Below are 19,426 nucleotides of genomic sequence, written 5' to 3'. Positions count from 1 at the left end.
TTTATTGTCCTCCTTCTAGAAAATCATCAATCGCCTTTTGTAATTCTTCTTTCGCTTCTTCAAGACTTTCGAGTTCAAGCTGTGTCGCTGCATTTGAGAGGTGGCCACCACCGTTCAATCGTTCCATAATCAGCTGGACATTGACATCCCCTAGCGACCTAGCACTAATGCTAATCAAACCGTCTTTACGCTTTGAGATCACAAATGATGCGACAACATCCTTCATTGTCAAAAGCGTATCTGCAGCTTGTGCAATTAGAACCTGACTATATGTTTCATCTTCTTTAGCCATCGCAATCGCAAGTCCATCACGATAGTTTTCAGCGCTTTCAACTAACTTAGAACGCTTCACATATTGCTCTAGATCTTCCTTTAGTAACTTCTGGACAAGTGTCGTATCTGCACCATTTGAACGCAGAAAAGAGGCTGCATCAAATGTTCTTGCTCCTGTACGAACGGCGAAGCTCTTTGTATCGACAATAATCCCTGCTAACAATGCCGTCGCTTCAAGTCGGTCCATCTTCAATTGCTTAGGCTGATATTCTAACAGCTCTGTTACTAGCTCAGCCGTAGAAGATGCATATGGTTCCATATAGACAAGGACAGGGTCTTCAATGAACTCTTCTCCTCGTCTGTGATGATCAAGTACAACAATACGCTCAACTTGATTTAAAATCTTTGGCTCAATTAAAAGTGATGGTTTGTGGGTGTCGACGACAATTAATAACGTTTGTCGTGTCGCTTGCTCAACTGCTTCATCAGGCGTAATAAACTGCGACCACAGATGGTCATGGTTCTCGACTTCCTCCATAAGCTTCTGCACATCATGATTAATATCGCTTGGATCTAAAACAATATAGCCTTCTTTTCCATTCACTTCAGCAATCTTTTGAACACCAATCGCCGCTCCGATTGCATCCATATCAGGATTCTTATGACCCATAATCATGACTTTTTCACTTTCAAGTACGAAATCACGTAATGCATGAGAGATAACTCGCGCTCTTACACGTGTTCGCTTCTCCATCGCATTTGATTTCCCGCCATAAAAACGAACCTTACCATTCTTCTCTTTAATAGCAACCTGGTCACCACCACGACCAAGCGCTAAATCTAGACTAGACTGAGCTAGGGTACCTAACTCTCTAAGCGAATCCTCACCTGTGCCTACACCAATACTTAATGTAATAGCGACTTTTTCCTTAGCAGTAAGTTCGCGAATTTCATCAAGCACATCAAAACGATAATCCTCAACCTCATTTAAGGACTTTGCATTCATAATTGCAATAAAACGATCGGATGCCGTTCTCCGCAACAAAATTTCATGCTCATTCGCCCAGCTATTAAGTGATGATGTCACTTGACTAATAAGACGGCTTCTAACTTGATCTTCCATCCCTTGTGTGACTTCATCATAATTATCAAGATAGATGAGAGCAACCACTGTTTGCGTTTCTTCATATCGTGCTTTTGTATTTTCTTTTTCTGTTACATCGAGAAAATACATAAGTCGTTCATTTGGTTCAATTAAAACATGAAAAAAAACATCATCAATCTTAATGACTTTTTCGTTAACCCCAGCTTCTAGCATTTCGTCAATCTCTTCGTTTACATCTTCTAGATTTTCATGAATAATATCTTCTGACATAAATGATGCAATATATGGATTAACCCATTGAATGTTTCTTTCTTCATTATACAACAAAATCCCGATAGGCATCTTCGTAACGGCTTCTTCTCCCGCTTTATTCACACGGTAGGTGAGCGTCATCACATACTTTTCTAAATCACGTTGAAACGACACCCTCGCTTGTGCAAAATAAATCGCTAACACGCCCAGAACGAAAAAGCCAAATAACCCTATTTGCCATTGATACCATGACAGAATAGCCATAAATACAGTCGTAAAAGCAAACAAGGTAATGACGTGATAGCCGTGCCATCGTTTCATTAAGAACTTAGGCATAATGTCAGCTCCTATTTTTTCTGGCTTGTGATGCGCCTACGCAAATCAAAGCCCAAATCGATAATCCCTAAAATTCGAACTAGATATAATAGAGGAGAAATTACAATAGCTGCTACAACAAGAAGAATAGGTACCGCTTTTGATATGTTTTTATGGTGACAGTAGTAAAAAATAAACGCCAACCCTTGAATGGATAAGACAATTTCAAGTAGTGGGAATAGATTCCAAATGATCATATATAGCGTTGTTCCTTCTTCTGCCCCAATCAAAGCTAACACTAAAACGATTAAATAGTACCATAAAAAAGCTTTTGGAAATTGCCACTCACGAAAAGGCGGAAGGCCATTCACCTCATGGCCTAAACGGCGTAATAACAAGTAGCTGAGCATGATTGTAAATAAAGCAAGAGCAACCCCTAACCCGACAATCATCACAGGTGCTAAATAAACAATCTGATCAATCATTTCATACGTTTGCTCAAGTGCCTGCTCTTGTCCTTGACCAAAAGAGCCTAGTGTCGAATTAGCGAACTCAATTTGTTCTCGCGTTAACTCCGCAGCCATCCGCATTGGATTCTCACCTAATATCAACACGAGACCAAGAAACACGAGTAACATATTAAGAGTATATGTTAACCCAGCTCCAATCAAAACAGAGAAACCAGAGAGCTTACGACGATAGAGTTCCCCAATCACCAAGCCCGCACTTCCGAAAATGAGCGCAGCTGGAATAGAAGGAAGTCCACCTATTAAAAAGGCGAGAAAACAGGCTACTCCCCAAAGCATGAATCCTGGTTTCAATCCTCTTCGTAGCACATATAACACAAATGGCAATGGTAGTGCCCACAGCGTGACAATACCTACAAACGGCACATAAGTTGTAATTAATAAAATAATCGTAAAGACAGATGCAAGTATTGCACCTTCTGTTAACGTCCTTGTTTCTTTCACGTACCCACCTCATTTAATCTTTCAAACCCGAAATCATCAATGTTCTCACATTATTTGATAATTTCCCATATCCTTGTCTATTTTAGCGTATTCAATCAAAAAATTAAAGCATCCGCTTATGATTGTCACATCTTCGCTACCTTATCACTTTCTCTGTAGCTAAACAAAAAGAATGGACTAATCTATTTTTGATCAGACCATTCTTTGCCTATTATCCTTTTTCGATCAGTTCAACTTTCAAAATATCGTATAAAACAGTCGTTTCCATTTCCCTTACTACAGCCTCTTTTATTTCGATTCTATTCGTAAACAAAGGACCATCAATCACATATGTATGGTATTCTCCCGCTTCTCCCATAGGACAGATCGGGTAAGTCGTTGTCGCTTTTGCAAACTGCTTATCCACATTTTGCCCAAGCCACTCTTTATCCAGTAATTCAGGACGAAGCCGGCAAATAATCGCTTCATAGCCCGAGTCAACAAACTGATGTATAGCTTCTGCACTTTCCTTTTGATCCATCCATAGTGGGTAAAAGCAATCGATCCCTACCTCTTTTGCGACCTTCTCTCCCCACTCACGATGCCCTTCAAGGTACAGATCCCCAAATACAACCCCTGTTATCCCTTGCTCTTTTATTTCCTTCAGCTTGGCAACAAAGTCTTCTGTATAGCTATCATACGTACAATGAACAACATAAAGAGGTAATCCGAGCGCTTTTGCCTGTGCTTCAATCCGTTCAATAGCCAAGCCATGCCCAAAAGAAGTTCCTTGTTCCTGTGGTGCTGTAACAAGTAAACCAGCTACCTCACATCCTTGCTGCGACACTTTATCAAGGGCAAAGCAGCAATCTTTTCCCCCGCTCCATGATACAACGACACGATCCATTTATGATTCCTCCCTCTGATAATGCAGCAACGTAAGAATGCCTTCTAAGCACATCTTCTTATATATCTTGTGCAAATCATCCTCGTCCTGCATGAGCCATTGAATGAGCATTCCGTCAATGACCCCACGCATAAGCTTTGCTGTCATTTCAGTGTCCTTAACGATGAACACGCCTTCTTTTGTTCCAAGTTCCGCAATTAACTGACCGATCCCCCAACAATTTTGATAAAACTGCTGATTTACTTGCTGATACCTGACGTTCCCTTTTACTTGCGACAAAAAATCAAGGTACACACGATAAAACTGCCGATTCTCTGTGGGACTTGCAAAGACATTATCCAAATATGTCTGTAATTTAGCAAGAGCTTTCTCTTCTTTTTCAATCGAGCGCATTTCTCGCTCATATATTTTTGAAGTAAGCCATTCAAGCAAATGGGCAAATATATCTTCTTTATTTTCAAAGTAATAGTTTGTCACACCCTTGCTAACACCTGCGTAATCAGCAATATCTTGAAGAGTAACTCCCTCGTAGCCTTTGTCTACTACAGCTTGAAAGGTTGCTTTTAAAATTTGTTTCCGGCGTTCCGTTGCACGTTTTTTCACCCAAACCATCCTTCCTTGCCATCCATTATAAAACAAATACACTAGTATGAGAATTCAATTTTTATTTTGACCGGTCAGAATAATTTTAGTATAATCAAAGCAATCACAAGATAAAGGTGGGAATGTAAAATGAGTGAATTTCGTGCATTAGTTGTTGATAAAGTAGGAGAAGATACGTCTGTCGAGGTAAAAAAACTGTCTTTCGATGATTTACCAGAAGGCGATGTCACGATTCGCGTAGCCTATTCTAGTGTCAATTACAAAGATGGTCTCGCATCAATCCCAAACGGTAACATTGTCAAAAGCTATCCCTTTGTTCCAGGCATTGATTTAGCAGGAACCGTTACTTCATCTTCTGATTCTCGTTATACTGAGGGCCAGGAAGTCATCGTCACAAGCTATGATCTCGGTGTCGCGCATTTTGGTGGCTACAGCGAATATGCGCGCGTACCAGGTGACTGGGTTGTGCCACTTCCAGAAGGCTTAACATTAAAAGAAGCAATGGCCTTTGGAACAGCAGGATTCACTGCCGCTCTTTCCATCCATCGTCTTGAAGAAAATGGCGTTACTCCTGAAGGTGGAGCTGTGCTTGTGACAGGCGCAACGGGCGGGGTCGGTAGTTTGGCGGTCGCGATGCTCTCAAAGCGTGGTTACCACGTTGTTGCAAGTACAGGTAAAGAATCAGAGCATGACTATTTGTATTCACTCGGTGCGAAAGAAATCATTCACCGCGATGAACTGACACCAGAGAAAGTTCGTCCGCTAGACAAGCCACGCTGGCAAGCTGCGGTCGATGCCGTTGGTGGAAAATCGCTTGCCTATGTCTTAAGTACAATCAAGCCTCAAGGGGCTGTTGCAGTCAGTGGATTAACAGGAGGGGTACAATTACCGACAACGGTCTTCCCATTCATTCTCCGCGGTGTGAGCCTACTCGGAATTGATTCTGTTTTTTGCCCAATGGAAATTCGCAAGCCACTATGGAGTCGTCTCGGTTCAGATTTAAAACCTGATTTACTCTTAGATGAAATCGGTCAAGAAGTAACCTTAGAAGAGCTTCCTCAAACATTAGCAAAAATTTTAAAAGCTGAAGTAAGAGGACGTACAATTGTGAAGCTATAATATAACAAGGGACTGTCTCAAAAGCCCTAAATCATTAAAAATCCCTGTGGCCGCAAAAGCGGATCACAGGGATTTTTGCTTGGTATTCTTTTTTCTCTTTGTTTGATCACACTTTTAGAGCTACTCTATCGTGTTATTTATTAGTGGATTGATTTTCTTTCTTCTTGGACAACACCATTTATTTAGCAAGCTGCGTATTGTGACAACTCCCCAAAATCCCAATACTAAAAAGCAAAACTAGCTCAAAATGAACCAAAAAACCACTATGGCAATCGCAATGAGTGGAATTAGCACGATATATATAATGGAAAGATTTTTAATACTTTTGCTGCTACCATAATTCGTATCTGTTGTTTTTGTAACAGCTAATGTCACGATAAGTGCTACAACACAAACGATCAAAGCTAACGCAATTAAAAAATTCATCATCTGCTCCTTACCATTCTTTTATTAACAAGTCATCTTATATTTTAAACCAATCACAAGAAAAAACACAGTAGATTCATTTTTACTGTGTTTTGAGCGTGGCCTATTTTTTTTCCTTAAGACAGAGAAGGGATGCGCTTCATTAATCGTTTAATGGCATGATCAGCTTCGTGTAAAATCACTTCTTTCTCAAGCGTTTTCATGATTCGATTTTCCATTACAATTTTGCCGTCAATAATCGTCGTTTCTACGTCAGCTCGTGTAGCAGAATAAACGATTCTTGAAATCGGATCCATGTCAAAAGCTGGATATGTATGAAAATCATTTAAATTTAAAATAGCAAGGTCAGCTTTTTTGCCGACTTCGATACTACCAATTTCATCTGCCAGTCCAATTGCTTTTGCGCCATTGATTGTGGCCATTTGCAGAACCGTTTTAGCATCCATTACAGTTGGTCCATGAGATGGCTTTTGAATCAATGCAGCCAGTCGCATTTCATTAAACATGTCTAAGTTATTATTACACGGTGCCCCGTCAGCGCCTAAGCTTACAGAGATGCTCTGCTTAAGTAAATCTGGAACATCTGCAATACCCGATGCTAATTTTAAATTAGATCCTGGACAATGACTGACATGCACTCCTTTTTCCTTGATAATTCTCTTTTCATTTTCATCTAACCAAATACAGTGTGCGAGCATTAATCGCTCGTTCGCCAGTCCAAGTTTGTCCAAATAGGCGATGTTTCTCATCCCAGTTTCCTTTTCAACAAGCTCAATTTCAGCTCTATTTTCCGAAGCATGTGTATGAACGTAAACGTTATAAAACTGTGACAATCGACCAACTTCTTTTAATAGTTCTTCGGTACAAGACAGCACAAAGCGAGGAGAGAAAGCGTATTTGATTCTTCCGTTATCATGGTTATGCCATTTTTCAAGTAAAGCCACGCTTTTTGCAATTGATTCACTCGTTTTTTCTTGAAGCTGCGTTGGGACTTCCTCTCCTTTATCCATCATCACCTTACCTGATAAAGCACGAATCCCACTTGCTGCAATCGCTTGAAACGCATAATCCGTATGATGAACCGTTTCCATATCAACAATCGTTGTCGTCCCGCTTTGGATCAACTCACCAATCCCAAGCATGGCTGAATAATAAATCGATTCTTCATCATGCGCAGCTTCTAAAGGCCAAATACGTGTCTTTAGCCAATCCATGAGCTCAAGATCATCACCTCTCCCACGAAAAATCGTTTGGCAAAGATGAATATGCGTCTGAACAAACCCTGGAATAACAGTCCGTTTCGTCGCATCAATGATTTTTTCCTCACCTGTTTGTGCTAGATTTTGACCAATCATTTTAATCGTATTGTTTTCAATGTAAATATCCCCTGTTAAGATTTCATTATCTTGATTCATAGTAACAATTTCAGCATTTTTTATTAAAATCTTATTCATGGACGAAACACTCTCCTACCCGAATGGAAATACTACTTATATTATTTTAATACTGAATAGTGAACAAACTAGAAACACTCCTGATACGAATTAATAATCATATTATTTATAACTTTCATTTAATTTTATGCTAGTTCTTCGTTTTCAACAATAAATATGGGAGGAATTGTAACGTATTTTTAAAGCTACAGTTCCTTCGTGAAATGATCGTAATCATTTTGGCTTAATACTGTGTCTTTATGGATAAGACTTTTACTTTTTCACCATAAAAAGTTAGCTTGATATATCCCAATTCGAAAAAAACTGCACCCGAATTGTTAGGTATGTCTAACAATTCGGGTGCAGTTCATCAAAGTAGCTCTATTTCAATATCAGTTACCCTTTTTTAACACTTCTTTAAGATCATCTTGAACGGATTCCTTTGTAAGTGGTACGTTCGTACGGTATGCGGCACGGCAAATAAGATGACCTGCAACTGGGGCCGTTAAGAAAACAAAGAAGATTCCAAGAAGCAATCGTATACTAATAAAACCATCAGTCATCCAAAAATAAAGAAATGTCCCGAATAAGGTACACAGAACGCCAAGAGTAACACTTTTTGTGGCAGCATGTGATCGTGTATAGATATCAGGTAATCGAATTAAACCGAACGCACTTAACAAACTAAATATGGTTCCGACGATGATAAAAAAGCCACTGACAATTTCACTGATCGCGTTTACGTTCAATGACGACACCCCTTTCTAGAAATCTCGCAAAGGCAATTGTTCCGATGAAAGAGAGGATCCCTATTAATAGAATGACTTCTAAAAAGGCATACGTTCTAAGTAAAATCGATAAAATGGCAACTCCTGCAACGAGATTAATGCCAATTGTATCTAATGCCATAACACGATCAGGCATTGAAGGTCCCTTAATCACTCTGTACAGCGCTGCAAATATGGATAACGTCAACAAAAATAGAGACGTTATCAACACAATTTCAAACATTAACGGGTCACCTCCCTAATGGCCTTCTCAAATGAATCTTTGGCTTGCAAGACAGCATTACTTGATGCTGGTATATCCATTGCATGAATATAAAACGTTTTATTATCTGGAGAAACCTCAAGGACGACAGAACCTGGCGTTAAAGAAAGCAGTAAAGCAAGTAATGTTATTTCCCATTCCCCTTCTAATTCTGTCTTCATCGTGAAAATACCAGGTGTTATATTTAATTTTGGTCGTAGTACTTGTCGAATAACGAGTACACTTGAAGAGATTAATTCACGACTAAATACAAAGAACAGCTTTACAATTGCAAACAATGTAATGATATAAAATCTTGTCGGGAAAAATTTCCTCATACTAAGAATAACGACCAAGCCTACTAGGTAACCTGTAAATAAACTTAAAATACTCCATGCATCATTCAGAAACATCCATAAAAGAGCAATAAATATATTGATCAACAGTTGGATGGGCATCGTACCACCCCTTTCAATAGTTTCTAAGGCATTGGCTCTCCACCAAATACTGCTTCAATGTACAAGCTTGGATTTAATAAAGCTTGCGTGGCGATATCTATATATACATGAATTCCTTCAGCCCCTACTCCAAGTGCGATGGTTGCAACCGTAAGCAAGGCAATTGGGAACATTAATCCTTTTGTCGTTCCTTTTTCCATGTCCTTGCTTAATGCCGTTTCACCCCAAAATCCGTTCATAAAAATTTTCATAATGGAGTATAACACCATCAAACTTGTGATTAAGCCAATCGCACCTAACCAATAGTACCCCGCTTCAAACGTTCCTTGTGTAATATACACTTTTCCGATAAAACCACTTAGCGGTGGAATACCTCCTAATGAAAGTGCGGCAATAAAGAATATCCATCCTAAATATGGATGATTACGGATTAGACCACTCATTTCATTCAGCTTGCTCGTACCAGCAAGTGCAATCACCGTTCCCCCTAAAAGAAAAATGAGTGCTTTAATGATAATGTCATGAATCAGATAATAAATAGATCCGAGAATCGCAGCAGATGTAAAGGATGCCAAGCCAGCAATAATAAACCCTACTGCAATAATGACATTATAGGCCAGTATTTTCTTGATATCCCAATGCGCCACAGCTCCAATAGCTCCTAACACCATCGTTAATGCCCCCATGATGCCGATTAATAAATGAGTGATTTGTGGCTCATGATAAAACACGAGTGTAAACATACGGAATATCGCATAAATCCCGACTTTTGTCAGAAGGGCTGCAAAAATAGCCGCCACCGCAGTCGGTGGTGCACTGTAAGAACCAGGCAACCAAAAGAAGAGGAATAAAGCTGCTTTTAGTCCGAACACAATTAAGAACAGAATGGCCACTACAGTCAATAAACCATCTTGTCCTACCTCAGCCACCCTTACAGAAAGATGTGCGAGGTTTAATGTACCTGTCACTGCATATAAGTAGGCAATAGCGACAAGGAAGAGGAAAGATGAGATGACATTAATAAGAACATATTTAATCGACTCTCGTAGTTGAACCTTCTTTCCTCCAAGTGAAATAAGCACATATGATGCAATTAACATCACTTCAAAATTTACAAATAGATGGAATATATCACCAGTTAAAAAGGAGCCATTTATCCCAGTAAGAAGGAATAAAAACATAGGATAGAAATAAAACGATTCTCTTTCTTTCCCAATTGAGTTAAAGGCGAAAAATAAACATGCGAACGCCACAATACTCGACGTTAAAATCAACAAGGCAGAAAACATATCTGCAACCATACTAATTCCAAAAGGCGCCTGCCATCCTCCTAATTGAAGGGTTTGTATACCTTCACTTCTAATCTGATTCATTAAAAGCACAGCAACAAAACCAATGGCTACTACTCCAAAGACACTAAGCCACCTTTGAACTTGAATATTGTTCCTAAAGATGACCATAACAAGCCCAACAATAAACGGTATAAGAATCGGAAATACAACAATATTATTCATCTTCCGTGCCCCTTAATTGATCCATATCATCAGTCCCTAATACTTGATAAGCACGATACGCTAGCACTAAGAAAAGAGCCGTAACAGCAAAATTAATAACGATCGCTGTTAAAATAAGTGCTTGTGGCAACGCATCCGTGAAAGTTGTATGGCCCGCATCGAGTAATGGAGGCATGCCTTTCTTCAGTCCGCCCATTGTTAAAATAAGCAGATGAACCCCATGACCGATAACGGCTGTTCCTAAGATAATTCTTAATAAGCTTTTCGTCAAAACTAAATATGTCCCAATCGTAAACAATATCCCGACAAGGACAGACATTAATGTTTCCATACTTATCCATCCTCACTTATACTTAGAATAATTGTGACAGCTGTCCCGATGACAGCAAGTGCAACTCCCACATCAAAAAGAACCGAAGTAGCAAGCTCCGTCTCCCCAAAAATAGGAAGATCAAAATAATCAAAGGTATGACTTAAAAACGGCGAACCGAAAATAAACGATCCCACTCCTGTCAGCACAGCAATCAATACCCCTACTGCAGCTACCGCTTTAAAATCCACTGGGAGGTTTTTACGAACTGTTTCAACATCAAAAGCAAGATAGAGGAGAACGAGCACTGAAGCGAGTACCAGGCCTCCTATAAAGCCACCGCCGGGATTATGATGTCCAGCGAAAAAGAGGTATATCCCAAATGTCAGAATGATAAAGGTCGAGATCTTTGTCACTGCATGTAAAATAACGTCATTCGGCTTCATTCATTATCCCTCCCAGCTAATCGTAGCTTTATTAATGTGTATACACCTAAACCAGCAATACATAGAACAAGTATTTCTAAGAGCGTATCCATCCCTCGGAAATCGACAAGAATGGCATTAACCATGTTTCTCGCCCCAGCAAGCTCATAAGAATCCTGAAAATAAGTTGAAATCGGTTCAAACAGACGATTTCCGTTTGCAAGTAATGCAATCGTCGTTACAGTCGCACCTACCCCTAAAGAAATAATTAGATTTGTGAGACGAAACCGTACTCGACTGAATTCTTTCTTATACTCTGGCAAATGATAGAAACATAACAGGAATAATGCTACTGTCACCGTTTCAACGACCAACTGCGTAAGAGCTAAATCTGGTGCACGGAATATAACAAATAAGATCGCAACCAGGTAACCTATTGCCCCCACAGCAACGATTGCTGTCATACGTGAGCTTGAGAACAGAACTGCTAATGCAGCGATAACCATCGCAATGACTAATCCAGCTTCATATATACTAATTGGTGCGTTTGTAACCCTATTGATTGATACATCATCTAAAAGCCAAAGAGCACCACCAAGGACAATAATAAAAAAGGCGAAAATATACACTAAATAATCACGGATAAACCCTGTCATATAACGTTTCGTTAATCCTAATGAAAGAGATTCCATTTTTTCAATGCCTTGATTATAGGCGTTATTTAGTGTCAAAAATTCAGGAACCAAGCTATAAATCCATGACCATTTTTTCAAGTACATGTACAGCAGTGCACCAAACCCTACCACACCAATTGTCATAAATAATTCAGTGTTAAACCCATGCCAAGCTGTAATGTGTATATTCGTACCGCCAGTTGCAGCATAGCTTGGCAAAATATTGATTAAAGCAGGTTCAAGTAAGGCACGTGAAAGAACATTTGGGAAAAAGAAAATGACAAGCACGAGCGACGCTAAAATAATAGGTGGTATTAACATCCCAATCGGCGCTTCATGCGCTTCCTTTTCCAACTTTTCAGGTTGATGCTTACCAGTGAACGTCTTAAAGACGAGAATCATACAATAAATAAACGTAAAGACACTAGCTACCCAAGCAATGATTGGGAAGATGATTCCAAAGGTTTGCATTCCAAATATAGGTAGTTCCGAAGCATTTAACACTCCAGTAAAGAACATTTCTTTACTTAAGAATCCATTAAACGGTGGCAAACCTGCCATAGCGAAACTTCCAATAACAGCTATCGTAAATGAAATTGGCATAAGACTCATTAAACCGCCTAATTTCCGAATATCACGAGTCCCTGTTTCATGGTCAACAATTCCGACGACCATAAACAAGCTTCCTTTAAACGTTGAGTGATTGATTAAATGAAACATAGCAGCCAATACAGCAACTGCATACATAGTCGACTCGTCGCCGACATCAAAATACATGGCCGCAGACCCTAAACCGAGCAAACTCATAATCAAACCTAATTGACTGATCGTTGAGTATGCGAGTAATGCTTTTAAATCTGTTTGCCTCACAGCAGTAATCGAACCGTATATTAAGGTAATAATCCCTACTCCCGAAACAAGCCAAAACCATTCAAAGCTTCCGCCAAAAATAGGCGTAAATCGTGCGACTAAATAAATCCCAGCTTTAACCATTGTTGCTGAATGTAAATAGGCACTGACTGGAGTTGGTGCTTCCATTGCATCAGGTAACCAAATACTAAAAGGAAATTGAGCCGATTTTGTAAAAGCTCCTAACAGAATCAAGATCATCGCAGGAAGAAATAATGTATGTGTAGAAATGACATCTATTTCGCTAATCATTTCACGTATGCTATAGGTATTTGTCATCATGGAAAGCATAATGAATCCTGCTAGCATGGCTAATCCACCAAAGATTGTAATGAGCATTGATTTTTGAGCACCATAACGAGATTTTTTACGTTGGTACCAATACGCAATTAATAAAAATGAGGATATACTAGTCAATTCCCAAAACACATATAGCACTAGTATATTATCAGAGAAGACAAGACCAAGCATGGCCCCCATAAATAATAGTAAATAAACATAGAAATTATGAAGTGCTTCCCGGTGTTTCGACATGTAATAAATAGAATAAAGAACAACGAGTGCTCCTACTCCTGTAATGAGAAGGCCAAAAATGAGCCCTAAACCGTCAATATAGGTCGTATAGTTAATCCCTAAAGACGGGATCCAAGGAACCGAGTGGTATACATTATCCCCATTCGAAACGATGGGAATATACCTTAACAAATAGAGAAAGATTCCAAACGGCACAGCCAATACAAACCACCCCGTATGAATACGCGGTAAAGTAAACCTATAGATCAGTGGAACGAATATGGCGAATATAAATGGGATTAATATAAAAACATGTAACCAAGTCAATGATATACCCTCCTTACACTTTTCAAATAAAAAGATTTATTTTAATGATGGTTACTCCATTTCTAATTTACAATTTTTGATTGACTCATGGAGACGCATAAGCTATAGTCATAAATAGTTTAGCAGACCAACGCTCTGTTTACCCTTATCTATACGAGGTGAAAGCAATATGAAAAAAGTAAAAGGACGTATGGACGAAAGCATCCTTGTCTGCGTATATTATGGACCAAATGGTGAACGCCTCATACAACGCGGCTGTAAGATTGCCAACATGCTTGATTGTCCACTCTACATTTTAACAATTGATCCAAAGCCATTTGATGAATTAGACGCGGAAAAATCAGATTACATTTCACGTTGGCAGGAACTGGCTGAAAAGCACAATGCCGATGCCTTTATTTTGAAAGATAATGAAAAAAGACCTGTCACAAAAGTTATTGCTGAAGTAGCTCGTGAAAAACATACTACCCAGATTATCCTTGGCCAAACGGCTCAAAGTCGTTGGGAAGAAATTACAAAAGGTTCAATTATTAATGTCTTACTTCGCGAGATCCCATTTATTGATCTTCATCTCATTTCAGTTGCCCGTTCCCTTAAAGAAGAGCACGAAGGTCATTTTGAAAAAGGAGTTCGTGCATACTTGATTAAAGAAGAGGACAAGTATCGTCTTAGCTTTAACCATACAAAAGATGTTGAGTATGAAGGAATTTTCTTTAAAGAACTTGGGACAGATTTCAATAATGGTGTCTTTAAATTCATGAAGTCGCAAGAAACATTACAAGTTCATGTTACTGAAGATTACGTGACCGAATTGAAAAATGTAAGAATGACTCCATCTCTTGACACTGATGAGGATGATTCCCAATATTAAAAGGCTTATCCCTCCACTTGTAGTAGTAAGTGGAGGATTTTTTTGTTTTTACAATCATTTGTGATTAAGCAATTCCTTTAACGCCTGTTTACTTTCTCGTGAAACGAGGATATATAAGATGTCTCCAATTTTAATTTTCGTCTCACCATACGGCGTAATTAATTGATCATCTCGTATAACGGCATTAATTAACACATCTTTTGGAAAATCCATTTCTGCTAACGTCTTATTCGTGATGATTGTCTCCTCACTAACTTCAAATTCAATAATTTCAGCATTTGCTTTCCCAATTGAGACAAGCTCCAGAGAATGAGGAGGTTCGACTTCCTTCGGTCCAGTTAACGCAAGCTTCTTTGCAAACAGCATAATTGTTGAACCTTGAACGAGTGCTGACGTTAAAACAACGAAGAAGACGACATTAAAGAACAACTGACTGTTTTCGATACCAGCAATCATTGGAAACGTTGCAAGTACAATCGGAACGGCACCTCTTAACCCTGCCCAAGATAAGAATATCTTTTCTTTAAAATCGTATCCCATCTTGATTGTTGAAAGAAACACAGCTAACGGCCTTGCAATAAATACCAGAATAGCTGACAATAATAACCCATTTACAATAATTTCAAAGGAAATTAACTGAGTCGGAAACACCAATAAACCTAAGATCGTAAACATAAGGATTTGAGCCATCCATGCAAACCCTTCATTAAATCTAAAGATTGATTGACGGTAGGTTAGCTCAGAGTTACCAATTACTAGTGCCGCAACATATACAGCGAGTAACCCACTTGCTCCAATGATATCGGTGGCACTAAATGTTAATAAGGCAAAGGCTAGTGCAAAGACTGGATACAATCCACTAGAATCTAAGTTAATTCGATTAATAGCAAAGGTTGCAAGCTTTCCTAATGCCAGACCCATTATTAATCCAATTCCCATTTGCCAAAAGAATGATCCAATTAATAAAAAGTACGATGTTTCCTCTACTACGATTAATTCAATCACAGAAATCGTTAAAAACATTGCCATCGGGTCATTCGAACCTGATTCAGCTTCTAGAGTAGCTCCTAGTCTCTCTTTAATGTTCTGACCTTTTAAAACCGCAAAAACGGCTGCAGCATCCGTAGAGCCAACAATAGCTCCAAAAAGGAACCCTTCTAACCACGATACTCCAAAAATTAATTTCGCAGCTACTGCTACTACTACGGTTGTAAGAATAACACCAACTGTGGCAAGAGATAAGGCAGGCTTTGTAACAGATTTAACAGTAGACCATTTTGTTTGAAGGCCACCTTCAAACAAAATAATGATTAAAGCCATTATACCAATAAGTTGAGCCATATTAGCATTATTAAAGTGAATTAACCCTAAACCGTCACTTCCCGCAATCATTCCGATAAGAACGAAAAGAATAAGTGCAGGTACACCAAGACGAGAGGAAAATTTCGTTGTTAATACACCAATAATTAATAGGAGCGCACTAAGTAAAATGAAATAATCATTAAATTCTAGATCTAACATGTATATAGGTGTACTCCTCTCTTTTATTAAACGTCTATAAATTTACATCTACTTTAATATAGTGATCTTCATTTTTATCAATTCCGATATACCGCAATGTTTCAGATGGCGTCGTATGGTTATAGATTTTCTTTAAAATGGAGATCGCAATCCCTTTTCGATAAGCATGGTATCCAAACGTTTTTCTAAGCGTATGTGTGCCAATCTTTTCTGTCATCCCGACTTCTCTGGCAGCCTTATTAATAATGCGATATGCCTGCTGGCGTGTTATTGGTTGATCATGCTTTTTTGATTTAAAAAGATAATCACTACTCTTAAAGTCTATATAGTTTAAATAGTCTTTTAGAGCACTTTGGACTTTATAATTCAGATAAAATACTTTCATACCATAGCTTTGGGTTTCACCAACATATACAAATTCTTTTATACCTGTTTCCTCCCAAACATCACATACTTTAAGTGTCAGTAAATCACTCACTCTTATTCCTGTATTAATACCAAATACAAATAATAATAAATCCCTCTTTGATTGTTTTTTTAATTTTTTCTTGATAGCAATGATTTTCTGAATATCTCTTATAGGATCAACATACTCCATAGGATCCCCCTTTACTATCTAACGTTACATAATTATAATTCTATCATAATATAAGTAACATTAACTTGTCAAAATTAAAGAAATTTTTAATTTAAATATGTGTGTTTTTTTTGTTAAATTTAACACTTACTATTTAAAAATTTAAATATCAATAGACACGATCTACATAAGTAAATTTGATCAGTACTTAGAAGACTTATATCACAATGTTAAAAATGATTTGTCTTCATAATTCATATACCCTTTATGTTACCCATTTTATTAACCCTTTATTTTTCAATCTCTGCTTCTGGTGTAAAAAACGTTTCAGAAATAAAAAAAGGCTGTTGAGAACAGATTCTCAACAGCCTAATAGTGAATTGCTTCACCAACATTTAATTAGTTAGCCTCATTAACATAAGGCAATAAAGCGATTTGACGAGAACGCTTGATTGCAATTGTTAATTGACGTTGATACTTCGCAGATGTTCCAGTTACACGACGAGGTAAAATTTTACCACGCTCAGAAATGAAACGCTTAAGAAGATCAGTGTCTTTATAATCGATTTTCGTAATTTTGTTTACTGTGAAGAAACAAACTTTACGACGCTTTGGACGACCACGACGAGCCATTTGACAGCACTCCTTTCAAATAAATTTTATCTAGCAATCATTGTTGTTGTAAAAAATTAAGAGAGTACGTTAGAACGGCAAATCATCATCGGAAATATCAATCGGCTTTCCATCGTTCGCAAATGGATCATTGTTAAAATTACCAGATGAACGATTTTGATTTGTGTTCTGTTGCTTCCCATAATCGTTGTCACTCATTGAGCCGTATCCCCCAAATTGTTCATTTCCTTGACCTTGGTTTGCACCACGCGGTTCAAGAAATTGAACACTTTCAGCCACAACTTCTGTGACAAAGACACGTCGACCTTCATTGTTGTCATAGCTTCTTGTTTGGATTCGGCCATCCACACCAGCCAAGCTACCTTTTTTTAAATAGTTGGCCACATTTTCAGCAGGTTTTTGCCAGACAACACAGTTAATGAAGTCTGCTTCTCGTTCCCCTTGCTTATTCGAAAATGTTCGGTTTACTGCGAGCGTAAAGTTCGCTACTGCTACTCCATTTGGCGTATAACGCAACTCTGGGTCACGCGTTAAGCGTCCAACAAGCACGACACGGTTAAGCATCCGTACCCCTCCCACATATCAATTATTATTCTTCGTCTTTTGTAATAAGAACACGAATAACGTTATCGTTAATCTTGATCAGACGGTTAAATTCGTCAATCGCTGCTGAGTTAGCTTGTACGTTTAATAACACGTAGAAACCTTCACGAAAATCGTTGATTTCATATGCTAAACGACGCTTACCCATCTCTTCCACCTTTTCGATTTCAGCACCATTTGTTGTTAGAACGTCATTAAAACGTGCAATAACTTCTTTTGTTGCTGCCTCTTCTAGGTTTGGAGCGATGATGTACATAATTTCGTACTTACGCATTCCGGTCACCTCCTTTTGGTCTAACGGCTCCACTTGGGAGCAAGGAGCAAAACTCATCTAATGAGTCATTTCACTCGCATTTATAGATTGTATCAGAATGAAACTTGCACTGCAAGCTTTTTTGACATTGACTTTCCTTACTTAACAACGTTAAAAAGACAAGCAGAATAGCTTATAGCCATCCACTTGTCTTTCTTGATCTCTTTTTACACATTGAAACGGAAATGAACGACATCCCCGTCTTGCATAACGTATTCTTTACCTTCAAGGCGTACTTTTCCTTTTTCTTTAGCAATATTCATTGAACCAGCATCGACTAAATCTTCATATGATACCACTTCAGCACGAATAAAGCCTCGTTCGAAATCAGTATGGATGATTCCAGCTGCTTGTGGAGCCTTAGTCCCTTTTTTGAACGTCCACGCTCGTACTTCTTGAACACCTGCAGTAAAGTATGTTTGCAATCCTAACAAATCATAAGCCGCACGAATCAATTGATCAAGACCTGACTCTTTGATGCCTAGTTCTTCAAGGAACATTTGTTTTTCCTCGCCTTCAAGCTCAGCAATCTCTTCTTCAATTTTTGCACAAACGACGATTACTTCACTATTTTCAGCACGTGCGAATTCTTTCACCTGCTTGACATACTCATTATCTTCAGGTGATAGTAAGTCTTCTTCACTTACATTTGCTGCGTAAAGAACAGGCTTACTCGTTAAGAGATGAAGCTGCTTGACAATTTTTTGTTGTTCCTCAGTGAAATTAATACTACGTGCCGGCTTTTCTTCTTCAAATGCATCACGCAGAAGTTCAAGTACTTCAAGCTCTGCTACGGCATCTTTATCTTTTGTTTTCGCTAGCTTCGCTGTACGAGTGATTCTTTTTTCGATCGATTCAAAGTCTGCCAGTATTAATTCTAGATTAATAACTTGAATATCGTTTAGCGGATTGACACGTCCAGATACGTGCGTAATATTTTCATCTGCAAAACAACGAACAACATGCGAAATAGCATCCACCTGACGAATATGAGAAAGAAACTTGTTTCCTAGTCCTTCTCCTTTACTAGCACCTTCCACAATCCCAGCAATATCAGTAAATTCAAAAGCAGTCGGTATTGTTTTCTTTGGATCTACTAGCTCTGTTAACTTTTGCAAACGATAATCAGGCACTTCAACAATCCCAACATTTGGATCAATTGTACAGAAAGGGTAGTTAGCTGATTCTGCTCCAGCTTGTGTAATTGCATTAAATAATGTCGACTTCCCTACGTTCGGTAGCCCGACGATTCCAGTTGTTAACGCCATTTGTGGCTCACTTCCTTCATTCTATTTTAAAGTAACATCAACGTCTCAATAGGATTATAACCATTCCAATTATAGTGATTCTACCTACAAAAGACAAG

General features: G+C 38.6%; 21 protein-coding genes. 2 read left to right on the top strand and 19 right to left on the bottom strand.

The genetic code is table 11. From position 1 onward, the window contains the following. Position 1: 1 nt before the first annotated feature. The 4 genes from IQ10_RS00220 to IQ10_RS00205 form a co-directional block, all read right to left on the bottom strand. Positions 2–1,966 (bottom strand): DHH family phosphoesterase, encoded by a 1,965-nt coding sequence (locus tag IQ10_RS00220; RefSeq protein ID WP_144448479.1) that lies wholly within the window; start codon positions 1,964–1,966, stop codon positions 2–4. Between the two features lie 11 nt (positions 1,967–1,977). After that, on the bottom strand, positions 1,978–2,916 hold the full coding sequence (locus IQ10_RS00215; protein ID WP_144448478.1) for a YybS family protein: 939 nt from the start codon (positions 2,914–2,916) through the stop codon (positions 1,978–1,980). Positions 2,917–3,127: 211 nt separating this feature from the next. Then, positions 3,128–3,802, bottom strand: coding sequence for a Dph6-related ATP pyrophosphatase (locus IQ10_RS00210; RefSeq protein WP_144448477.1), 675 nt, complete (start codon positions 3,800–3,802; stop codon positions 3,128–3,130). Beyond that, positions 3,803–4,405, bottom strand: coding sequence for a TetR/AcrR family transcriptional regulator (locus IQ10_RS00205; protein WP_144448476.1), 603 nt, complete (start codon positions 4,403–4,405; stop codon positions 3,803–3,805). A gap of 129 nt (positions 4,406–4,534) precedes the next feature. Between IQ10_RS00205 and IQ10_RS00200 the strand changes: the two genes are divergently transcribed. Continuing rightward, positions 4,535–5,524, top strand: coding sequence for an NADPH:quinone oxidoreductase family protein (locus IQ10_RS00200; RefSeq protein WP_144448475.1), 990 nt, complete (start codon positions 4,535–4,537; stop codon positions 5,522–5,524). 237 nt (positions 5,525–5,761) lie between these two features. Here the strand turns inward: IQ10_RS00200 and IQ10_RS00195 are convergent, their stop codons facing one another. From IQ10_RS00195 to IQ10_RS00155, 9 genes are all read right to left on the bottom strand, one after another. Beyond that, a complete protein-coding gene (locus tag IQ10_RS00195) occupies positions 5,762–5,953 on the bottom strand; it encodes a BshB3 potential contributor to bacillithiol synthesis (protein ID WP_242009648.1) in 192 nt (63 codons plus the stop codon). Positions 5,954–6,066: 113 nt separating this feature from the next. Continuing rightward, positions 6,067–7,404, bottom strand: coding sequence for a 5'-deoxyadenosine deaminase (locus tag IQ10_RS00190; RefSeq protein WP_144448474.1), 1,338 nt, complete (start codon positions 7,402–7,404; stop codon positions 6,067–6,069). A 371-nt stretch (positions 7,405–7,775) separates the two neighbouring features. Continuing rightward, a complete protein-coding gene (locus tag IQ10_RS00185; protein WP_144448473.1) occupies positions 7,776–8,132 on the bottom strand; it encodes a Na+/H+ antiporter subunit G in 357 nt (118 codons plus the stop codon). Continuing rightward, positions 8,110–8,394 (bottom strand): Na(+)/H(+) antiporter subunit F1, encoded by a 285-nt coding sequence (locus tag IQ10_RS00180; protein ID WP_144448472.1) that lies wholly within the window; start codon positions 8,392–8,394, stop codon positions 8,110–8,112. Before IQ10_RS00180 ends, IQ10_RS00185 begins: the two co-directional genes overlap by 23 nt. Continuing rightward, positions 8,394–8,870, bottom strand: coding sequence for a Na+/H+ antiporter subunit E (locus IQ10_RS00175; protein ID WP_144448471.1), 477 nt, complete (start codon positions 8,868–8,870; stop codon positions 8,394–8,396). Before IQ10_RS00175 ends, IQ10_RS00180 begins: the two co-directional genes overlap by 1 nt. 23 nt (positions 8,871–8,893) lie before the next feature. Then, on the bottom strand, positions 8,894–10,384 hold the full coding sequence (locus IQ10_RS00170) for a Na+/H+ antiporter subunit D (protein ID WP_144448470.1): 1,491 nt from the start codon (positions 10,382–10,384) through the stop codon (positions 8,894–8,896). Next, positions 10,377–10,715: a Na(+)/H(+) antiporter subunit C gene (locus IQ10_RS00165; protein WP_144448469.1), complete on the bottom strand. Its 339-nt coding sequence runs from the start codon at positions 10,713–10,715 to the stop codon at positions 10,377–10,379. Before IQ10_RS00165 ends, IQ10_RS00170 begins: the two co-directional genes overlap by 8 nt. 2 nt (positions 10,716–10,717) lie before the next feature. Further along, positions 10,718–11,140 (bottom strand): Na(+)/H(+) antiporter subunit B, encoded by a 423-nt coding sequence (locus IQ10_RS00160; RefSeq protein WP_144448468.1) that lies wholly within the window; start codon positions 11,138–11,140, stop codon positions 10,718–10,720. Next, positions 11,137–13,542: a Na+/H+ antiporter subunit A gene (locus tag IQ10_RS00155; protein WP_144448467.1), complete on the bottom strand. Its 2,406-nt coding sequence runs from the start codon at positions 13,540–13,542 to the stop codon at positions 11,137–11,139. Before IQ10_RS00155 ends, IQ10_RS00160 begins: the two co-directional genes overlap by 4 nt. 169 nt (positions 13,543–13,711) lie before the next feature. Here IQ10_RS00155 and IQ10_RS00150 point away from each other — a divergent pair, with 169 nt between their 5' ends. Next, positions 13,712–14,413, top strand: coding sequence for an adenine nucleotide alpha hydrolase family protein (locus IQ10_RS00150; protein WP_144448466.1), 702 nt, complete (start codon positions 13,712–13,714; stop codon positions 14,411–14,413). Between the two features lie 54 nt (positions 14,414–14,467). Here the strand turns inward: IQ10_RS00150 and IQ10_RS00145 are convergent, their stop codons facing one another. From IQ10_RS00145 to ychF, 6 genes are all read right to left on the bottom strand, one after another. Next, positions 14,468–15,934: a potassium/proton antiporter gene (locus tag IQ10_RS00145; RefSeq protein WP_144448465.1), complete on the bottom strand. Its 1,467-nt coding sequence runs from the start codon at positions 15,932–15,934 to the stop codon at positions 14,468–14,470. A gap of 34 nt (positions 15,935–15,968) precedes the next feature. After that, positions 15,969–16,532: a tyrosine-type recombinase/integrase gene (locus IQ10_RS00140; RefSeq protein ID WP_144448464.1), complete on the bottom strand. Its 564-nt coding sequence runs from the start codon at positions 16,530–16,532 to the stop codon at positions 15,969–15,971. A 378-nt stretch (positions 16,533–16,910) separates the two neighbouring features. Then, positions 16,911–17,144, bottom strand: coding sequence for a 30S ribosomal protein S18 (gene rpsR, locus IQ10_RS00135; protein ID WP_144448463.1), 234 nt, complete (start codon positions 17,142–17,144; stop codon positions 16,911–16,913). 69 nt (positions 17,145–17,213) lie between these two features. Further along, positions 17,214–17,708 carry a single-stranded DNA-binding protein gene (ssb, locus tag IQ10_RS00130; protein WP_144448462.1) on the bottom strand — a complete coding sequence of 165 codons (495 nt, stop codon included), beginning with the start codon at positions 17,706–17,708 and terminating at the stop codon, positions 17,214–17,216. A 25-nt stretch (positions 17,709–17,733) separates the two neighbouring features. Beyond that, positions 17,734–18,021, bottom strand: a complete 288-nt coding sequence (gene rpsF, locus IQ10_RS00125) for a 30S ribosomal protein S6 (RefSeq protein WP_144448461.1) — start codon at positions 18,019–18,021, stop codon at positions 17,734–17,736. 206 nt (positions 18,022–18,227) lie between these two features. After that, positions 18,228–19,328: a redox-regulated ATPase YchF gene (gene ychF / locus IQ10_RS00120; protein ID WP_144448460.1), complete on the bottom strand. Its 1,101-nt coding sequence runs from the start codon at positions 19,326–19,328 to the stop codon at positions 18,228–18,230. Between the last annotated feature and the right edge of the window lie 98 nt (positions 19,329–19,426).

Source organism: Halalkalibacter nanhaiisediminis, assembly GCF_007830185.1.
Taxonomy (GTDB): domain Bacteria; phylum Bacillota; class Bacilli; order Bacillales; family Bacillaceae_D; genus Halalkalibacter; species Halalkalibacter nanhaiisediminis.
This window is presented reverse-complemented; position numbering and strand designations above follow the sequence as displayed.